Source organism: Alteromonas sp. C1M14 (assembly GCF_018860965.1).
Taxonomy (GTDB): domain Bacteria; phylum Pseudomonadota; class Gammaproteobacteria; order Enterobacterales; family Alteromonadaceae; genus Alteromonas.
The window spans coordinates 257,760-275,444 of sequence record NZ_JAHKQF010000015.1 but is presented as its reverse complement, the minus strand read 5'-3'; the positions used below and the strand labels follow the sequence as shown (position 1 = coordinate 275,444).

Annotated in this window: 16 protein-coding genes; 12 read left to right on the top strand and 4 right to left on the bottom strand. The window is 47.0% G+C overall.

Annotated features, from left to right (window positions below; translation table 11 throughout):
* Positions 1 to 34 precede the first annotated feature (34 nt).
* The 6 genes from KO501_RS13700 (at position 35) to KO501_RS18495 (ending at position 4,903) form a co-directional block, all read left to right on the top strand.
* A complete protein-coding gene (locus tag KO501_RS13700; protein WP_216030230.1) occupies positions 35 to 967 on the top strand; it encodes a 3-hydroxyacyl-CoA dehydrogenase NAD-binding domain-containing protein in 933 nt (310 codons plus the stop codon).
* Positions 951 to 1,883 (top strand): 3-keto-5-aminohexanoate cleavage protein, encoded by a 933-nt coding sequence (locus KO501_RS13695; protein ID WP_216030229.1) that lies wholly within the window; start codon positions 951 to 953, stop codon positions 1,881 to 1,883. The genes KO501_RS13700 and KO501_RS13695 overlap by 17 nt, the downstream gene beginning before the upstream one ends.
* 14 nt (positions 1,884 to 1,897) lie before the next feature.
* A complete protein-coding gene (locus tag KO501_RS13690) occupies positions 1,898 to 2,254 on the top strand; it encodes a cupin domain-containing protein (RefSeq protein WP_216030228.1) in 357 nt (118 codons plus the stop codon).
* A 52-nt stretch (positions 2,255 to 2,306) separates the two neighbouring features.
* The gene (locus KO501_RS13685; protein WP_216030227.1) at positions 2,307 to 3,116 is read left to right on the top strand and encodes an SDR family oxidoreductase; all 810 of its coding nucleotides are present in this window, start codon (positions 2,307 to 2,309) and stop codon (positions 3,114 to 3,116) included.
* 73 nt (positions 3,117 to 3,189) lie between these two features.
* A complete protein-coding gene (locus KO501_RS13680) occupies positions 3,190 to 4,659 on the top strand; it encodes a sodium:solute symporter family protein (RefSeq protein ID WP_216030226.1) in 1,470 nt (489 codons plus the stop codon).
* A gap of 118 nt (positions 4,660 to 4,777) precedes the next feature.
* The gene (locus KO501_RS18495) at positions 4,778 to 4,903 is read left to right on the top strand and encodes a hypothetical protein (RefSeq protein WP_289847301.1); all 126 of its coding nucleotides are present in this window, start codon (positions 4,778 to 4,780) and stop codon (positions 4,901 to 4,903) included.
* A 41-nt stretch (positions 4,904 to 4,944) separates the two neighbouring features.
* Here KO501_RS18495 and KO501_RS13675 read toward each other — a convergent pair whose 3' ends face one another.
* Positions 4,945 to 5,718: an IclR family transcriptional regulator gene (locus tag KO501_RS13675; RefSeq protein ID WP_216030225.1), complete on the bottom strand. Its 774-nt coding sequence runs from the start codon at positions 5,716 to 5,718 to the stop codon at positions 4,945 to 4,947.
* A gap of 228 nt (positions 5,719 to 5,946) precedes the next feature.
* Here KO501_RS13675 and KO501_RS13670 point away from each other — a divergent pair, with 228 nt between their 5' ends.
* Genes KO501_RS13670 through KO501_RS13650 form a run of 5 tightly spaced genes read left to right on the top strand, consistent with a single transcriptional unit; the run spans position 5,947 to position 11,401 of the window.
* Entirely contained in the window at positions 5,947 to 6,759 is an 813-nt protein-coding gene (locus KO501_RS13670; RefSeq protein ID WP_216030224.1) for a hypothetical protein, read from the top strand.
* Between the two features lie 9 nt (positions 6,760 to 6,768).
* Positions 6,769 to 7,806 carry an ABC transporter substrate-binding protein gene (locus KO501_RS13665; protein ID WP_216030223.1) on the top strand — a complete coding sequence of 346 codons (1,038 nt, stop codon included), beginning with the start codon at positions 6,769 to 6,771 and terminating at the stop codon, positions 7,804 to 7,806.
* Positions 7,803 to 9,323 carry an iron ABC transporter permease gene (locus KO501_RS13660; protein WP_216030222.1) on the top strand — a complete coding sequence of 507 codons (1,521 nt, stop codon included), beginning with the start codon at positions 7,803 to 7,805 and terminating at the stop codon, positions 9,321 to 9,323. The genes KO501_RS13665 and KO501_RS13660 overlap by 4 nt, the downstream gene beginning before the upstream one ends.
* Complete coding sequence (locus KO501_RS13655) at positions 9,323 to 10,339, top strand: ABC transporter ATP-binding protein (protein ID WP_216030221.1); 1,017 nt, start codon at positions 9,323 to 9,325, stop codon at positions 10,337 to 10,339. Before KO501_RS13660 ends, KO501_RS13655 begins: the two co-directional genes overlap by 1 nt.
* Positions 10,340 to 11,401 (top strand): hypothetical protein, encoded by a 1,062-nt coding sequence (locus KO501_RS13650; protein ID WP_216030220.1) that lies wholly within the window; start codon positions 10,340 to 10,342, stop codon positions 11,399 to 11,401.
* A gap of 42 nt (positions 11,402 to 11,443) precedes the next feature.
* Here KO501_RS13650 and KO501_RS13645 read toward each other — a convergent pair whose 3' ends face one another.
* From KO501_RS13645 to KO501_RS13635, 3 genes are all read right to left on the bottom strand, one after another.
* Entirely contained in the window at positions 11,444 to 12,019 is a 576-nt protein-coding gene (locus KO501_RS13645; RefSeq protein WP_216030219.1) for an urea carboxylase-associated family protein, read from the bottom strand.
* A 3-nt stretch (positions 12,020 to 12,022) separates the two neighbouring features.
* Complete coding sequence (gntA, locus tag KO501_RS13640) at positions 12,023 to 12,739, bottom strand: guanitoxin biosynthesis heme-dependent pre-guanitoxin N-hydroxylase GntA (RefSeq protein ID WP_354667836.1); 717 nt, start codon at positions 12,737 to 12,739, stop codon at positions 12,023 to 12,025.
* Positions 12,740 to 13,341: 602 nt separating this feature from the next.
* A complete protein-coding gene (locus KO501_RS13635) occupies positions 13,342 to 15,366 on the bottom strand; it encodes a TonB-dependent receptor (protein ID WP_354667835.1) in 2,025 nt (674 codons plus the stop codon).
* A 241-nt stretch (positions 15,367 to 15,607) separates the two neighbouring features.
* On the opposite strand from KO501_RS13635, the gene KO501_RS13630 reads away from it, so the two are divergent.
* On the top strand, positions 15,608 to 17,671 hold the full coding sequence (locus KO501_RS13630; protein ID WP_216030218.1) for an amidohydrolase family protein: 2,064 nt from the start codon (positions 15,608 to 15,610) through the stop codon (positions 17,669 to 17,671).
* The last annotated feature ends 14 nt before the right edge of the window (positions 17,672 to 17,685 follow it).

Below are 17,685 nucleotides of genomic sequence, written 5' to 3'. Positions count from 1 at the left end.
ATAAGGGCACCGTTTATCTATCTGGATGAGCAACATGTTTGAATCAACGAAAGTTGCGGTGTTAGGCGCAGGATTAATGGGTTGCGGTATTGCACAGGTGTTTGCGTGTAAGCAAATCGCTGTCACGCTTTACGACCCGTATGCCACTGCCAGAGATACCGCTAAAGACAAAATAGCGTCGAATCTTGAGATCATGTCGTTAAGTACCGATGCATTGCAATACATCAATGTGGTCGGAGATCTGCAGCAGGCAGTGACCGATGCTGATTTTATTATTGAAGCGGTGCCTGAAAAGCGCGAGTTAAAACAACAATTGTTTAGTCGCATTCGACCTTACACAAAGTCTACCGCCGTGGTAGCTAGCAATACCTCTGTTATTCCTATCAAAGAAATTTTTGAAGGCCTGCATTTTGAAAATCAGGTAGTGGGCACCCATTGGTGGAACCCTCCTTATTTGGTGCCGTTAGTGGAAGTGGTGCAGACCGATCAAAGTAGTGATGAAGCCATCGAAAAAATGATGACACTACTTAAGTTTGCCGGCAAAGAACCGGTACACGTAAAAAAAGATGTGCCTGGTTTTGTAGGCAACCGCATGCAGCATGCGCTATGGCGTGAGGCGATAGCACTTATTAACGACGGTGTTTGCTCGGCAGAAGGGGTAGACGCCGTTGTAAAAAACAGTTTTGGGTTACGTTTGCCGGTACTCGGCCCCATCGAAAACGCAGATTTAGTTGGTTTAGATCTCACCCTTGATATTCACAACGTCATTCTCGAAAGCCTCAACAATGACACTCAGCCTGCTGACATTTTAAAACACAAAGTTGACAGCAAAGAGTGGGGCATGAAAACCGGCAAAGGGTTTAAAACCTGGACGGAAGAAGAAGCCCAGGCAGTGAAAGTCAACCTCAGTAAATATTTGATCGAAGTACAAAACAAAAAAGGGCATAAAGATGAAAAAGAATCGTAAAGTCATCATTACCTGTGCAGTCACTGGCGCTATGCATACGCCAACGATGTCTGATGCACTTCCTATTACGCCAGAAGAGATTGCCGATGCTTCGGTAGAGGCAGCCGAAGCAGGGGCTTCTATTATTCATCTACATGCGCGGGATCCTAAAACCGGACAGCCTACGGGCGATCCCGATGTGTTTATGGATTTTCTGCCAGCGATAAAAGAAAAAACCGATGCGGTAATTAATTTAACCACCGGTGGTAGTCCTACCATGAGCGTTGAAGAACGTCTTGCTTGCGCCATGAAAGTGAAGCCAGAAATGTGTTCGTTGAATATGGGCAGTATCAATTTTGCCATGTTCCCTCTGGCCAATCGATACAAGGAGTGGAAGCACCCTTGGGAAGAAGAATACGTGCGTAACAGTGATGATTTTATATTCCGTAACACCTTCCGTGATATCGAAAAAATCATGACCATCATGTCTGAGCATGGCACTAAATTCGAACACGAATGTTATGACGTAGGCCATCTATATAACTTGGCTCACTTTGCCGACCGTGGACTCATTAAACCGCCATTCTTTATACAAACCATCTTCGGCATTTTAGGCGGAATCGGGGCTGATGTAGAAAACCTGATGTACATGCGTAGTACCGCGGATCGCTTATTTGGCGACGACTATCAATGGTCTGTGCTAGCAGCAGGTAAACATCAAATGTCATTTTCTACCCAAGCGGCGCTGATGGGCGGGAACGTGCGAGTAGGCATGGAAGACAGTTTGTTTATCGGTAAAGGCCAGATGGCCGACAGCAATGCCCAGCAGGTCGAGAAAATAAAACGCATTTTAAGTGAGTTCTCTCTCGAAATTGCCACCCCAGCAGAAACTCGGGAAATCCTTGGGTTGAAAGGTAAAGATAACGTGGGCTTCTAGCCCGGAGATAGGTCATGAAGCATATAAAACTTGATCAAATAAAGCCTTACAACCCTCCAGCACACTTCGGCATGGTGGCCATGAAAGTGCAGGGCGAAGAGGAATCAGGACTAACAAAATTTTGGCAGGGACTGAGTTACTTTCTGCCCAATGGTGGCGCAGACATGCAATACCAAGCAGGCGCTTTTGGTGCTGAATTTGAAAAGTCCTACTACGTTATCGACGGTGAACTCACCGTTGTTGATGAAAAAAATCGCGCCTTTGTGCTCAAAGCCGGTGATTCCATTGCGATCCTTCCTAATGAAGGACGCAAGTTGCGTAACGAAACCAATAATACAACCACAGTACTGGTTACCGTTTCCACATCTTAGTGGCGCTTAAAACCGAGTAGTACAGAGACTGTAATGAGGAGGCTTTATGCCGATGACAGATTCCTGGAGCGATGATTTTGCGCTCAACATGTTCAACCTGAAAGGTAAAGTTGCCGTTATTACCGGCGGAAATGGGACCTTAGGGGCTGCCTATGCAAGAACATTTGCTTTACACGGCGCTAACGTTATAGTAACAGCGCGTAACATGAAAACCTTAGCGGAAACGGTAGACGCAGTAAAAGAAGTGGGTGGCCATTGTGTTGCCATTCAAAGTGATGTCACAGACAAAGCGTCGGTTTTAGCCTTGGTGGATCAGGTCGACAGAGAGTTTGGCGCCATAGATATCCTAGTTAACAATGCGGGAATGGCGTTTAGAGCCCCTGCAGAGGACATGCCAGCAGACAAATTTGAGCAGGTGATGTCAGTGAATGTAACGGGCACCTTGATCCCCTGTCAGGTATTTGGTCGCTACTTTATGGCCAAGGGGAAAGGCAAAATTGTGAATACGTCGTCGGTACGCGGCTTTTGTGGTCATCCCGATGGCTATAGTGCCTATGCGGCGTCAAAAGCAGCGGTGGATAACCTGACTAAACAATTGGCCACCGAGTGGTCGATGAAAGGGGTTAAAGATGGCTTTACCATTAATGTAAATGCCATCGCCCCCACCTTAATTAAATCGCCGCTGACCAAAGAGATTTGTGACGATCCCCGTCGTATTGCGCCATTTCTTGCTCGGTTGCCCATGGGGCGTGTAGCAGAAACAACGGACATGGTGGGGTTGGTACTCTTTTTATCGTCGCCTGCGTCTGACTTTATCAACGGACAGATAATTTATGTAGACGGTGGATGTACCGCAGGTTAACACGCCAGACATAACAAGCGTTGCGTGTGACCGGTGGTAGCGCGCTACGGCATAACAAATATAAGAGGTCCGTGTGAATAGTATTTTACTGATGGTATTAGCTTACAATGTCATTGTTATTGGTGGCATCGGTAAGTACCTGAGCTGGAAATCCGCTCAGGAACACCAGGTCACAGATATGGCTTTGGGTGGTCGAGATGCTGGTCTGGCCATGTTTTCAGTCACCATTGCCATTACTTACCTTGGTTCTGCTCATGTATATGGGCTGATGGAAATGTCCTTTTCTTTGGGTGCTGTAGCGCTGTGGTTTTGTTTCGCTCATACCATCCTGTTATGTGTAATTTGTTTAGGCACAGGGCGCTGGATCCGTCGGGTTGGTACCGCAACGATCCCCGAGCTAATCGGTCAACTGTATAGCCCTAAATTACGCATTTATACCGCGTGTATTGCTGCCATGGTGGTGTTTGGGTTAGTGACCCTTGAAGCCCAAACATTAGGAATAGGTATCGCCGCGATGTCCGGTTGGTCATTAGGGTGGTCGGCGGTCATTGGCGCTGCTTTCGGTACGGCTTATGTTTGCATGGGCGGTATCAAACAGACCATGTGGGTTAACCTGGTGAATGCGGTGGTAATGTATGTGGCGGTGATCACTGCGGGGATTTATTTAGCCTTTGTGTTGCCTGATGGATGGGACGGCGTCACCCAATATTACGTCAATAAAGGGGAAGGTTTTAAATTATCCATTCTAGCGAAACCCGATTTGTTAGTAAGTTTTGCCCTCGCTGCAATTTTCTCGGTGGTGTTCTCCCAGTCGGTGAATCAGCAAGGTATGCAAGCTGCTATGTCCGCTCGAGATGAAAAAACCATTAAACGCTCGTTGTGGATAGCGGCGCCAATTAACGGACTGTTCGGTGTCTTTCCTGTGTTGGTGGGAATTGCCGCCGCCACCATTCCTGAATTTGCTGAGTTAGGACCTAAACTGGCAGGGGCGGCATTAATTGTGAATTTGTTGCCCACTTGGTTGGTGGTGCTATTACAAGCGGGCTTCTTAGGTGCGCTGTTGTCTACCTTCGCAATGTCTGCACTGGCCCCGGCCACGATTTTCGCTAAGGACATTGTAGGCGCTCACCTACATGAGCCGCTCAAGCCGGAAAAAGAAAAACTCCTGATCCGCTATACCATCATTGTTATTGGTTTGTTTTCCGCATTGATGACATTTTTCTTCCATCCCAATGTGATCTTAGCCATTACCTGGTTGTTCGCTTGGCTGGTGCCCTTCTTCTTTATCATCGTGGCTGGTTTGTTCTGGAAGCGCAGTGCGGCAGTGGCCCAGTGGGTATTGCTGGTCAGCTGGACGATTAACTTACTGTGGTCGTTCACTGATATTAAACACCTTATTGGTCTACAAATGCTGGAAAACGCCCACGTGGTTGCCATCGTCGCTTTGAGCATAACCGTGCTGGGTAATTTGGCTTCAACCAAGGCCAAGCCTGGATTGTTTATCAAAGACACGTCTGCATGCAATAAAGCTGCGTCAGCGTAGGGGAAAGGACTTATGAATTTAGCGTTATCTTTGTTTCTTACAGCGTTAACTACAATTACGTCAATCGTCTTTGTATTTTCGCTTGCACATTACTTAATCAACAAAAGAGGAAATCGCAATGAGCATTGATCTTATTACCCATCTGTGGATGGGCGGTATTATATTGTTTGGAGCGTCATTTTATGCAGTGGCTTTTGTATTAGGGCAGCGGGAAAACACAAAAAAAGGGCTGCCTTCTTCCTAATAGGCTAGCCAGCCAATAAAAAGGTTAACGCGCTGGGCCTGCTACTGCAGGGTTGCCCCCAGCGCTTTTTCTATAATGGCCTTATATTCAATCAGTTTATCGGCAATAACCCGCTTGTTTCGATTAAAGCGTACCGACGGCACGGGAATAGATATCGCAATGTTGCGACCATAGGGGTCGTCAATGGAGATCCCCGTAGCACAAACGCCCTCACAGTGTTCTTCCCGATCAAATGCTACGCCTTTTTTACGCACCTTATCGATTTCAGCTTTAAGCTGCTTAATGTCGGTAACAGTAAAGGTAGTCAGTTGATTAAGGGCAGAGAGGGTGAGCAGTTCTTCTACTTCTGAGTCGCGCATTTTTGCCAATATTGCTTTACCATTTGCACAGGTATGAATAGGGAATGCATCTCCCACTGCCGACACGGCCCGTAGTTTTTGCGAGTCAGCCACCACCTGATCAATAAAGATCATCGATGTACCGTCCTGAACAGATAAATCCACCGTTTCTTCTACTTCCGCAGACAACTTTTTCATATGGGGAATGATGACCCGATCAATATCGGCTTTCGCTGCTGAACCTAAAGACACGAGGCTAGGGCCTAAACGCACCCGAGAAGTCGGACTGGCTGAGATCAGAAAGCCTTCTGATGACAGTGCGCCGACGATACGCTGAACAGTAGAGCGAGGAAGATTAACTTCTTTCGCTATCGCACTGAGGCTCAATCCTTCCGGGCGTCCTTCTAATGCCCGCAGTACTTTCACAGCCCTAGAAATAACTTGAATTCCCTGGCGGCTATTTCCTTCTTTTTCCATTGACATAACCTGTTTGGCAGTATTGTTTTTTTGTCAGTGTATCATAATGTAATACATTAAAACCGCCAAATTGTTACTAAAAAAACACCTCGCAAGATAACTTATCGCCCTGTTTTTGTTGGGTGGTTTACAGTACAGTACGTTCAAAATATAGGCGGCCTTCTTCGCTTTACATAATTAATGATAATAAGTATCATTTCCAAAAGTAAATTTACATTGGGGTAATCTATGACTTTCTATACAAAGCACAAACGTGGCCTGGCATTTTTAGTGGGGCTATCGAGTAGCTTTTTTGTTACGCAAGTATCTGCTAATGGTGTTATCAGTGAGCATGTGAATAACCTCCATGAACATCTCTCGGAGTACGGTGAAGAGGTGACTTGGCTGACTGAAAAATTTGCTGCAGTGGTTGATGATTATGCTGCTAAAGGCAAGGGTCAGGTTGATACCAATGTGATGATCGATTACTGGGAAGAAGTGGATTTTCATTCTGCCATTGAAACTCAGTATGTACCTGTCTATGCGTCCATTTGGCAAGGCATTTACGGTGTTAAACAAGCCATTGATAAAGGCGCCGATATTAGCGCAGTGCGGGCAGAACAGAGCAAACTGAATCAAGCCTTGTGGCAAGGACTCGGTGCCGTTAAACTTGCTTCTGAGTATCAGAAGAAAGGGTTGGTGGCGGAAGTCAAAACCACCGAAGTTGAGCCCACTACTGCGCCGGAAATTATCGACGATATTAAAAAGCGTTTGGACCGGGTAGTGGCGAAGTACGCTGAACAGCTATCTGAAGTGGCTACCACCTTGGTACACGATACCTATTTGCAACGCTTTGAAGGCATTGAAGGTGACTTAATTGGGCAAGATGCCTCGTTAGTTGAAGATCTTGAAAAAGATTTTAACGTCACCCTGCCACTGGCGATTAGCCAAGATAAAGGCGTAGATGCCGTTCGTGCCGTGGTTGATGCCATGCAAGGGAAACTCGATAAAGCTCAGGTGCTGCTTGAAAAAGCTGAGGAAAATCGCAAGAGTGTTTTTTAAGGATCATTAATGCAACGACGCACTTTTATTCAAGGGCTAGCCGTATCCGGCCTGGTTAGCGGTTTTTCGCTACCAGGTTCCATGGCATTTGCGCAGACAACGAAGGCCGTGTCTGTAAACGACTTACCTGAATTGGACGGTGATCTTACCCTATACCTAGGGCGGGGCGAGGGCGGCTTGTATGAAAACGTGCTAGAAGCCATTAAAAAACGCAACCCTAAGCTTAATTTGCAGATCCGTCGCGGCGCGACAGCGGCATTGGGCAATACCCTTATTGCCGAAGCGAAAGCCGGTGTTCGCAAAGCGGATTTATTCTGGGCGGTGGATACCGGTGCCATCGGAATGATTACCGATGCAGGGTTAGCCAAACCTTTACCTCAAGGTTTGACCGCGCAACTTAAAGCCGGTTTTCAATATCCCCAGTGGTCACCGGTTACCGGTCGGATACGCACATTACCTTACAATACTGAGCGGGTCAGCCCCAATCAAATACCCGATAGTATTATGGCATTAGCCGATTCAGATCTGGCATTAGGGTGGGCACCCGCCTACGCGTCTTTTCAGTCTTTTGTCACCGCAATGCGCTTGCTTGAGGGTGAGAAAGCCACGGCAGATTGGCTACGAGGAGTTAACCGCCATGCCAAAAAATATGCCGGTGAATTAGGTGTGGTAATGGGCGTAGAGCGAGGGGAGGTGGATTTAGGGTTTGCTAACCACTATTACACGCTGCGTTTAAAATCGGGTAAACCCGATGCCTCTGTAGAATTGGCTTACACCTCCGATGACGCAGGTTGCTTGGTCAATGCATCCGGTATTGTGGCGCTGTCTGAGGGCGATTTACCGATTAACTTTATTCGCTACTTATTGTCCAAGGAAGTGCAATCTTACTTGGCGTCTGAAGCTTATGAAATTCCCCTCGTGGAGGGGGTATCGCCACCGGCGGGGCTGACATCGTTGAATGATATTTCCCCTCCCGAGTTGGATTTGCGTAAATTGGCAGATATTCGTCCAACGTTAGATTTGATGCGGAACGTCGGCATTCTGTGACAAGCTGGCCTAAATCTTATCCCTTTGCTTTACTTATCGCGCTAATGGCTTTAACGCCCATTGGCGTGTTGTTTTCTCTTGCCTCAGATAACGCCCAACTGTTCGATAGTCGAAATTTACAGGTGCTGGGAAATACCCTGGCGCTGATGTGCCTTACCGTGGCCGGTTCGGTACTCATTGGCGTGCCCCTCGCTTTTTTTACCGCTTACGTAAATATCCCTTTGCGCCGCTTATTTCTTATCGCTTTTGCCGCTCCCCTTGCTCTGCCAAGCTATTTAGGGGCTTTTACTTTATATTATGCTTTTGGACGTGGCGGGGAAATTGAAAACCTTACGGGGATAACCACGCCCTCTTTAGACGGTTTATGGGGGGCATCGCTGGTGATGTCGCTGTACACCTATCCGTTTGTCATGCTAACCACCCGTGCCGCCTTACTGAGTTTAGATGCTAGCTTGGTCAATGCCGCCCGAACCTTGGGCCAAACCCTGTTTATGAGCCTCTGGCGTATTGTTTTGCCACGGGTGATAAACAGTATCGCGGCCGGGGCCTTGTTGGCGGCGCTGTATGCACTGTCGGACTTTGGTACCCCCGCAATCATGGGGTTTGACACCTTTACCCGCGTCATTTTTGTTGAATATAACGCCTTCGGATTAAGTCAGGCAGCCATGTTGTCACTGCAGTTAATGCTTATTGTGGTGTTAGTGTTGTTTATGGAATCACGGATTGGCGGCGACAAAGAACGCCCTGGAAAGCACCTAACTCTATGGTTACCGCGGTGGGTTAGTGGTGGATTTTTTGTGTCTTTTTTGCCCATCGTCTTGCTTTCTATTGTGCTGCCCTTAGGTATCTTTACCTTGTGGTTAATCCGGGAAGGCACTGGCGGTTTTGATTTTACCTTTGCCTGGAATTCTGCCTATGCTTCTATGTTGGCTGCCATAGCCGCTGTTGTATTGGCGGTGCCTGTGGCCCACGCGGCCATCGCCGGTAAAGCCGGGCGGCTAATGGAGCGTATTACCTATTTTGGTTTTGGTGTGCCGGGCATTGTAATGGGAACCGCGCTGGTTTACTTAGGGTTGCAAATTCCCGTGTTGTATCAAACACTCGCTCTTTTGGTACTGGCTTATGTATTACGCTTTTTACCGTTAGCGGTAGGCACAATAAGAAGTACCGCAGAGAACCAAGATGCGGGTTTAGTGAAAGCGGCTAGGGTATTGGGAGCAAGTCCCCGAGAAGCCTTTATGCGCATCACCTTGCCGTTGACCATGCGAGGTATGGTTGCAGGTGCCGCACTGGTATTTTTAGAAGCCATGCGGGAGTTGCCTGCCACCTTGATGCTTGGCCCTACCGGGTTTGAAACCCTTGCCACCTATTTGTGGCGAGTGTATGAAGCGGGATATTTTGGACGCGCCGCCGTGCCGGGGTTATTATTGGTTTTATTGTCCGGATTAGGACTGGTCTTAATGTTGTCTGGCGAGTGCCGGGCCGAATTTTCAGTCAACGAGGATAGCCGTCGTTAATGCTCAATGTTTCTGATTTATCTGTAGACTATGGTTCAACCCGCGTCGTTGATAAGCTCAATCTCGTATTAGAGAACAGCGAAATACTGATGCTGGTGGGGCCAACCGGCTGTGGAAAAACCACTATTTTACAGGCGTTGGCAGGGTTGATCCCCATTAGCGAAGGCAAAATAGATTTAGGTAGTTGGGTGGCGACGCCAAGCAAAAGTATTCCCCCAGAGAAGCGCAATGTGGGCATGGTTTTTCAAGATTTTGCCTTGTTTCCTCATATGACGGTAGAGCAGAATGTCTGCTTTAGACTGAAAGATACTGCCTTGGCCGATCATTGGTTAACGTTACTGGGGCTAAATGAATTTCGTAATGCTAAGCCGGCCCGGTTATCGGGCGGACAAAAACAACGGGTTGCCCTTGCCCGTACCCTTGCCCATGAACCCGCTTTTGTATTGCTTGATGAACCCTTATCAAATTTAGATGCGTCGTTAAAAGACAGCTTACGCTGGGAAATACGAGAGGCACTAAAAACCGCTGGCGTGCCCGCAATTTGGGTCACTCACGACCAAGACGAAGCGTTATCTGTGGGTGATAGAGTGGGGATATTAAATAAAGGTGTGTTAGAACAATTGGACACGCCAGAACGGTGTTTTTCCGAGCCCGCAAGTCGATTTGTCGCTGGGTTTTTAGGGGATGCCTGTTTTATTCCTGCCACCGTGTTAGGGGCGAACCTACAAACCCCTATTGGCACAGCCCCGGGAAAAAGCATTGGTCACACAACCGCCGACGTGGACGTATTAATTCGACCGGATGATCTTATCGCCACGTTGGACGCCGATGCGGCCAATGCCACGGTATTGTGGAGTCGCTATGAAGGTGAAAGCCGATTGTGTGCGGCAACTCTGGATACTGGTGAATTACTGAAAGTACGTGTAAGCCATGAGGTCTCGGTCAGCCCTGATGCCCGTATTCACTTAAGGTTAAACTCGGAGCATCCGTTAGCCTATTACGCAAAGGAAAAGTAATTGGCACATCACAAGCTACTGACACGAAAGAATAAAGTGCAGGTATTGCGTTTTCTGTTACTGGCTAAGCGGCGTATTTTTCACGATTTACAACGTGTTGGTAGACAATTACTCTGCCGTTGGCGCACATTGAACTTTGCCCAACGTTGTTACGTAGCCGCCACCTTAATCGCCTTGGCACTGCTTACGCTGGAAATCAGTAGTGATTTTCTACAATTGGTGATGTTCTCTTTGGTGTTAATTGGTCTAGTGAGGGAGTTTTGGCCTCGCTTTATGCTGGTGTGGGATAGCTTGCCCGGCAGAGCGTTAGTGTTATTTTGTTACGCGGTGATGGCCAATTTTGCTTTGGCGTCGGCCAGTGGACTGGTCAATGGGGTCACGGGGATTACCGCGGATGCCTTACCTTATAGCCACAATTTCGCCATCATCCTTATGCTTCCTAGTTGGTTTTTCGTGTCGACGGTTTTAGTGTTGCTATGTACCCAATTATTGATGCCCATTTATCTCATCCTTTTGGTGTTGTTAAAGCCCTTCGGCGTGCATGGGCTATGGCACCCGCCAGACTATAAATATGTCATTACCACAGCCTTTGTGCGTTACATTTGGACATTAGCGTTGCTGATTAAAATTGTGGCGGTGTCTGCCCAAAGTGGGGTGCTGGAGTTTTCTGATTCTTCTGAAGTGGGCGAGGTCATTACGCAAATTGCCGAACAAGCCGAAGAGGTAGATATCACTGCGCCACCAGAACAGCAGCTGATCAATAACGATGATGGCATAGAAGTAGTTTCTGATGACGAAAAGATAAGCCAGTTCATTTTAGAAGCAAAGCGAAACGGCGATTCTTTTAGGCTTAGACAGAAAAAGTTATTGGCTGATTTTATCTTTGTTTATGAGGCTGATACGTACTCTCGCTGCGAACATCCTGCCGCCAGTAAAGTGGTGGAAATCAATGATTATGAAATTTTAACCATCATAAAAGATGATACCGCACCACTTAAGTATGCCTATAACGTCATACCCTGTCGCTCGCCAGCCATTGGGCATTCTTTAGTGCAACCTTGAGCCACTGGTAGCGCCGCTGATGGGGGTAGTGCCAAAGAGACTTTATGTTATTTCGTAGCATATGGGTTTATAACTGAAGTTATTTGACTCACCTGCCGAGCATGCTGTGACCCCTACAATCATATCCATATGGGCTTTAAAGACGGTGTAATCACCGGCTTTACTGGTGGGAGGCAGTACGCTAATTTTACCGCTTTTATCTATATTGACATGCATAAAGGTATTAAAGGTTGTGCCAATTAGGTGCTCTGGAATGCCGTAGGCGGCAAAGGCTTTGGCCAGATTGCCATGACAGCCTGGTACGGGCTTCTCGTCAGGATAAAAATGGGTAAAGGTGTCAACACTGCAAGGGGTCAGTAAAAAGTCATGATTTGCCACCGTATCTTCGATGATTTCGAACATCACTTGGCTGCGGTTTGAATACAGCTTACCGCCTTTACCAAATTGGAGGCTTTCGTTGTAATCCAAAGAGCGTCCAGAAGATAAAAACTCCTCATGATTGTCACTCGCAAAGGCGTAGAGATCGGCAACTTGCTCGCCCTGGGGATCAACAATACGAAGCAGTTGGTCTTTTTTCAGTTCGAATGCGGTACCGCTTCTAGGGGGGATGGTTTCCATATTTTAATCCTTATGTTTATGAAATGGGCATTGCCAGTCGTCTTCAAGTTTGCGCCCACTATACTGTTTCGCTTCCGAGTCAGCGCCGTGGTTGTTGAGCATGGGGTTGGGTGAGCCGCTAAATTGGCTATCCTGATGACGAATATGATCACGAAATTGAATAAATTTTCCTTCCTCGCGAAGTTGCTCAAATTGGGCATGTAAATTAAATACAATGGCGGGGCATTCAAATCGTCGGCTTTTTCTGGTGCTAGCAGGGTTAAGACCAATAATGAAAAAGCCGTGACCGCCTACGCTAAAACTAAAATCGTCCTTCTCAGGATCATCACTGACGTTTTTGTCCCAATGATGAAGGCGGTTATCAATATCGTGCAATTGTTGGAGCTTATTCCACAGTAACTTTTCATACTCCCGTTCAGAGCAGTGATAAGGCCCTTCAAAGGTACATACCAATGATGAGTACATATCGCAGGACACATTAAAGGCATCAATAAATTTATACAGTTGATGAAGGATGTCCATGTTATGGGTATCGTCATCAATGGCGGAAAACCCATGAACCGCTATCTGATCTTTTTGTAACGCTGTTTTCGCCCCCACGCAGGGATAATCTTGCTGTGCAATAAAAGCCTTGATGGCGGTGGCTGGCGATTCCAGATGCATGACCATATGTTCACCCTCATAACCGTTGAAAAAAGCGTAAGCAATGGGTCTATTCATCGCTTTGCTGCCATGATGCCAATGCTAAACCCCATGGCATATAATTAATTAAAGGTTCGTCTTATACGTCATGCAAAGGGGTGGCCAGATGTGTTGTTAAGTAACCTTATGTTTTTACTTTGGTTTTTATTTTTATTCTGAGGGGAGGAATAACGCGGGCTTTAGCGGGCTGTAAATAATACAGATAATATGGGCAGATCTTTCGCCACTGGCTATGCCTGTATTGGGTTTATGATTGGACCTGGGCTAGAAAATAAAAAGCAGCCTGCGCTGCTTTTAATGATTTCGATTATTTCTTTTATGACTTGGCTTTTTTTAGCTTCTTTTTCAGTTTTTTTACTTTATCTTCGTGTTTTGCAATTTTGGCTTTTCGCGCTTTAATTTCTTTTTTTAGGGCTTTCGTTTTATTCGCCATTTGGATTCTCTTTTTTTGTGAAAATATTTGCCAGCATGTCTGGTTTGGCTATCAAAGTTGACGTTACAATCCCTGCTGTAACGTCTTCTTTATCTATAGCACATGGAAAAGTAACTGCAAGCTATACCGCAGCTGCAATGCGGCGCCTTTTTGTATGGCGTGCTTTAGCCAACCGTTCTGACAGCGTTTAAAAGGTGTACGCCACTTTTACACGCAGTGTACGAGGCTCAATAGGATGGTAGTGCACATCTTCTACCGCGGTTGTTTCGGTCTGCAACTGTGATTCGTACAAATAATCAATGTCGTGGTCGTCGCTATCAAACAGGTTTAATGCTTGAAAGGTAATGGCCCAGCTTTCCCGTTGCCAGTTTACCTGTGCATTAACCACGGTAAGGCTGCTAGATTCAACATCACCGTAACTGTCTAAAGCGCGAGGACCGAAATGGCGTAAACGCACACTGCTGTCCCAGTTCGTTGCAAATTTCCAGGTGAGCCCGGCACTAATGACTTCGCCAAGGGCCCCGGTGATGTGATTGCCTTCGCCTTCCTCATTGCCTTTAAAGCGAGAGTGGGTAAGGGCCACCTCAAGGTCAGCATTAAAAGTATCGTTAAACCAATAATAGGCGGCAAGTTCAGCGCCATAGCGACGGGAGGCTCGAGAAGCTTCGTTGTTCCCCGCATCGCCAACATATAACAATTCGGAATCTAGGGTTAAATACCACAGTGATGCCGATATATTCAGGGCTTTGCTGGTAAAATAGCGCAAGCCCATTTCCGCGGTATTACCCTTTACCAGTAAATCTACGGGGTCGGCTTCTTCACCGGTTTCGGGATCCACCGATAGGGTTGCGCCACGGGCATCATTGGAATGGAAAGATTGACCGGCATTAATATAGCCTTCAATGCGGGTGGAGAAAATATAGCTTAAACCGGCTGAGAAGCTGGCGATCCCGTCATCTTTACTGCCTGAGTTTTCTGGGGTGTCGCTGTTTACGTTAACATCAAAATAATCATACCTAGCCCCCAACCGCAGTGTGGTTCGGGAATTGAGCAAGAGATCCCCTTGATAGAAATAAGAAAACGAGCGCTCGTCGATGGTGTCATCTCTAACGGTGCTTAAGCGCACTCGGTTTTGTGTATGGTGCAGCCCCACCTCGCCGATATCGTCCACCCGTACTTGCATGCCAATGAGGTGAGTCCAGTCCATGTTAGTTGGGCTAGCGGAAAAGTGATAGCCCGCTTCGGCGCCGTATATTTGCCGTTTATCCACCTGTTCGAACTGATCGCCATTGATGGGATCTGACAAAAAGTAGGTAAAGTTAGAGAAAAGATCGAGATCGCTGTCGATGGCGTACGCGGAAACGTAAAAATCGTCAATGGTAATATTGGTGGATAAGCTGTAGCGACTGCTGTCGCCACCCACCGAGGTATCTAAGGAGCCGAGTTCATCAATTAAGCCGCTTTCTACCGCTCGGGTAGGAATTTGATCCGCCGAATTCCAGCTGTTGTCGTAGGCCATGGCGGTAACCGTGATGGTTCCACTATTGGTTTTTGTAGTGACATTGAACAAGCCGTTTACTTTTTCAACGTCTTCGTCGATATCGCTCCATGGGCCGTCATAAGTATTTAACTCTCCACCTATAAATACTGATGATGCGTCACTGTGAAAGGATTTTCCTGCCACGGCACGAACGTAATTGTCTTGGCCTAGATCCATGGCGATAATGTCTTTGGGAAGGGTAGAGATAAGACTCATGGATGCCGAGCCTGCCGTGGAAAAATCGCCTTGCAGTGCACTGTACGCGCCCTTGTTATAAGAGATATGGTGGACAAATTCTGGGGTGATAAAGTTTAAGTCGGTATAACCTTGCCCATGCCCGTGGGAACGCATATTTATTGGCATACCATTAACCGATGTACTGAAGTCCGTACCGTGATCTAGGTTAAAACCCCGTAAGAAATATTGATTTGCCTTGCCAGAACCACTGTGTTGGGTCACCACCATACCGGGCACAAGCTCCATCATCTCGCCGGTACGTAGCAGTGGACGGCTAGCAATTTCATCCTGCCCAATTATGCCAGATGACGCGGCGATGGCATCGCCGATAAGACGGGTTTGTCTGCCTACCACCTCTATTTGTTCGATGTCGAAGCCGTGTGCTATTACATTGGCCGAGGTCACAAGACAACCTGAAAAAAGCAGTATTCTCACGAAATTACAATCCCTATAAAAATGAAAACTAGAAAAAAACTCACCATGCTCGCAGGCAGTGATGTTAAAAACACCGGCTATTTTCAATGGATACGGGGTTGTTGGCAATGCCACTGAACGAGAGAAATCTATGGGGCAACGAGCCAAGATGTTAAAAATAATAACAAGTAAAGTACCTAACGGGAGAGGATGGTGTACAGTAACCTATTAACAGGAATAAAAATTAAATAACGGAGAGACAATGAACCTACGAGCACTGGTGGTTCTTTTTGTATGTACCCTTGGCGCATGCAGCCCAAAAGAAACCACTGAACAAAACAGTACGGTCAGTGATACGGCCATGGCTACGGAAACTTTTTCCGTTTTGCTAGGCGGAACTAAAGTGGGTTCATTGGTTGTGAAGCATGAAGATAAAACACAATTTATAGAATTTGGATTTAGTAATAATGGCCGAGGTGCCAGTTCGTCCGAAACAGTAACCTTAGATGAAACCGGTATTCCCGTTGCCTGGAGTATTAAAGGTAAAACCGTGTTTGGCAATCATGTGGAAGAAGCCTTTGAAGTAAAAGAGGGCGTTGGCACCTGGCAATCCTCGTCAGAAGAAGGGGAGATGCCGTTTGCAAATAAGCCCATGTATATTTCTCAATATGCCAGTCCTTATGCCCTTTATCTTTTTGCCAAACCGTTAATTGACGCCCAGCGCACTTCGTACCCCGCTATGCCAGCGGGAAATCTCCAGCTTGAAGCGAAGGAAACGGTATTGCTAACACCACAAGGGGCAGATGCTGAGCAGGCTGTGACGCTATATGCAGTAGGGGGGATTTTTATGGATCCTGAATATGTGGCAATCGATGCAGAAAATCGCTTAGTGGCCGTAGTGGCGCCACGATTTGCCGCCATAAAACCTGAATTTGCCCATGAAGAAAGTCGGTTGCGGGACCTAACGGCTCAGCTTAATGCAAACCGCTTTCAAGATATCGCCCAGCGCTACACCCATGTATACGATAAACCTGTGCGTATTAATAACGTCCGTATTTTCCAGCCCCAATCTGGCACATTAAGTGAGTTAAGCTCGGTGCTTATTGAAGGCAGTGACATCAAAGCCATTGAGCCGGTTGTTGATAATCCGGTTGCCGGACAAGTGACCATTGATGGCGCTGGCGGCACGTTAGTTCCCGGGTTATATGAAATGCATGGCCATATGCAAGATAACGATGCCTTACTCAATGTACTGGCCGGGGTGACGTCGGTAAGAGACATGGGCAATGAAATTAATGTGCTCGATGAACTGGTCAACAATATTAATAGCGGCAAACTCATTGGCCCGCGTATTTACAAGAGTGGTTTTATTGAGGGTAAAAGCCCTTTTAGTGCAGCCACGGGTGAACTAGCCAGCACTCAAGAGGAAGCGGTGGCGCTGGTGAACATGTATGCCGATCGTGGCGACTATCATCAGATAAAAATATACAATTCAATTAATGGTGATTGGGTGCCGGCTATGGCGAAAGTTGCCCACGAGCGGGGGATGCGCGTAGCCGGTCATGTGCCGGCTTTCTCGAAAGCCGATGAAATGATCGCTGCCGGTTATGATGAAATCACCCATATCAACCAGCTAATGTTAGGTTGGGTGTTGGGGCCTAAAGAAGATACGCGAACACTGTTTCGTATTACCGGCATGAAACGGTTTGTGGGGTTAGATCTTAGCAGCGAAAAAGTCCAACACACACTTAACACCATGGTAGAGAAAAATATTGCCATTGATCCCACCACCGTTATCCATGAAAACGGCATGTTGTCTCGCAACGGGGAAACCCGCACAGCCATGATAGATTATATCGATCATATGCCCCTTGATGTGCAGCGCTCAGCAAGGGTGGCCATGCTCAATGTGAGTGATGACGCGGAAGATAAAGCCTATCGCGAAGCTTTTGATAAAATCATTGAAACCCTTGCTTACATGCATAAGAAAGGCATTTTGATTGTACCTGGTACCGATATGGGCGGGGCCTTCGAGCTGCACCGAGAATTGGAGTTATTTCAGTCTTTCGGTATGACACCGGCTGAAGTGATCACCCGTGGCAGTTATGACATGGCTCGTTATCTCGGTCAGGATGACAAACTCGGTACCATAGAAACGGGCAAATTGGCTGATTTCTTCCTTGTCCCGGGTAACCCTGTGGAAGATTTCAAAGCGATAAAAAAGGTGGCTATGGTGATCACTGATGGGAAAGTGTTGTTCCCTACCGAAATTTATCCTGAATTTGGGATCGAACCTTTCACACCGCTTCCCACCGTCGCGCAATAAGCTCGCCCCCGGTG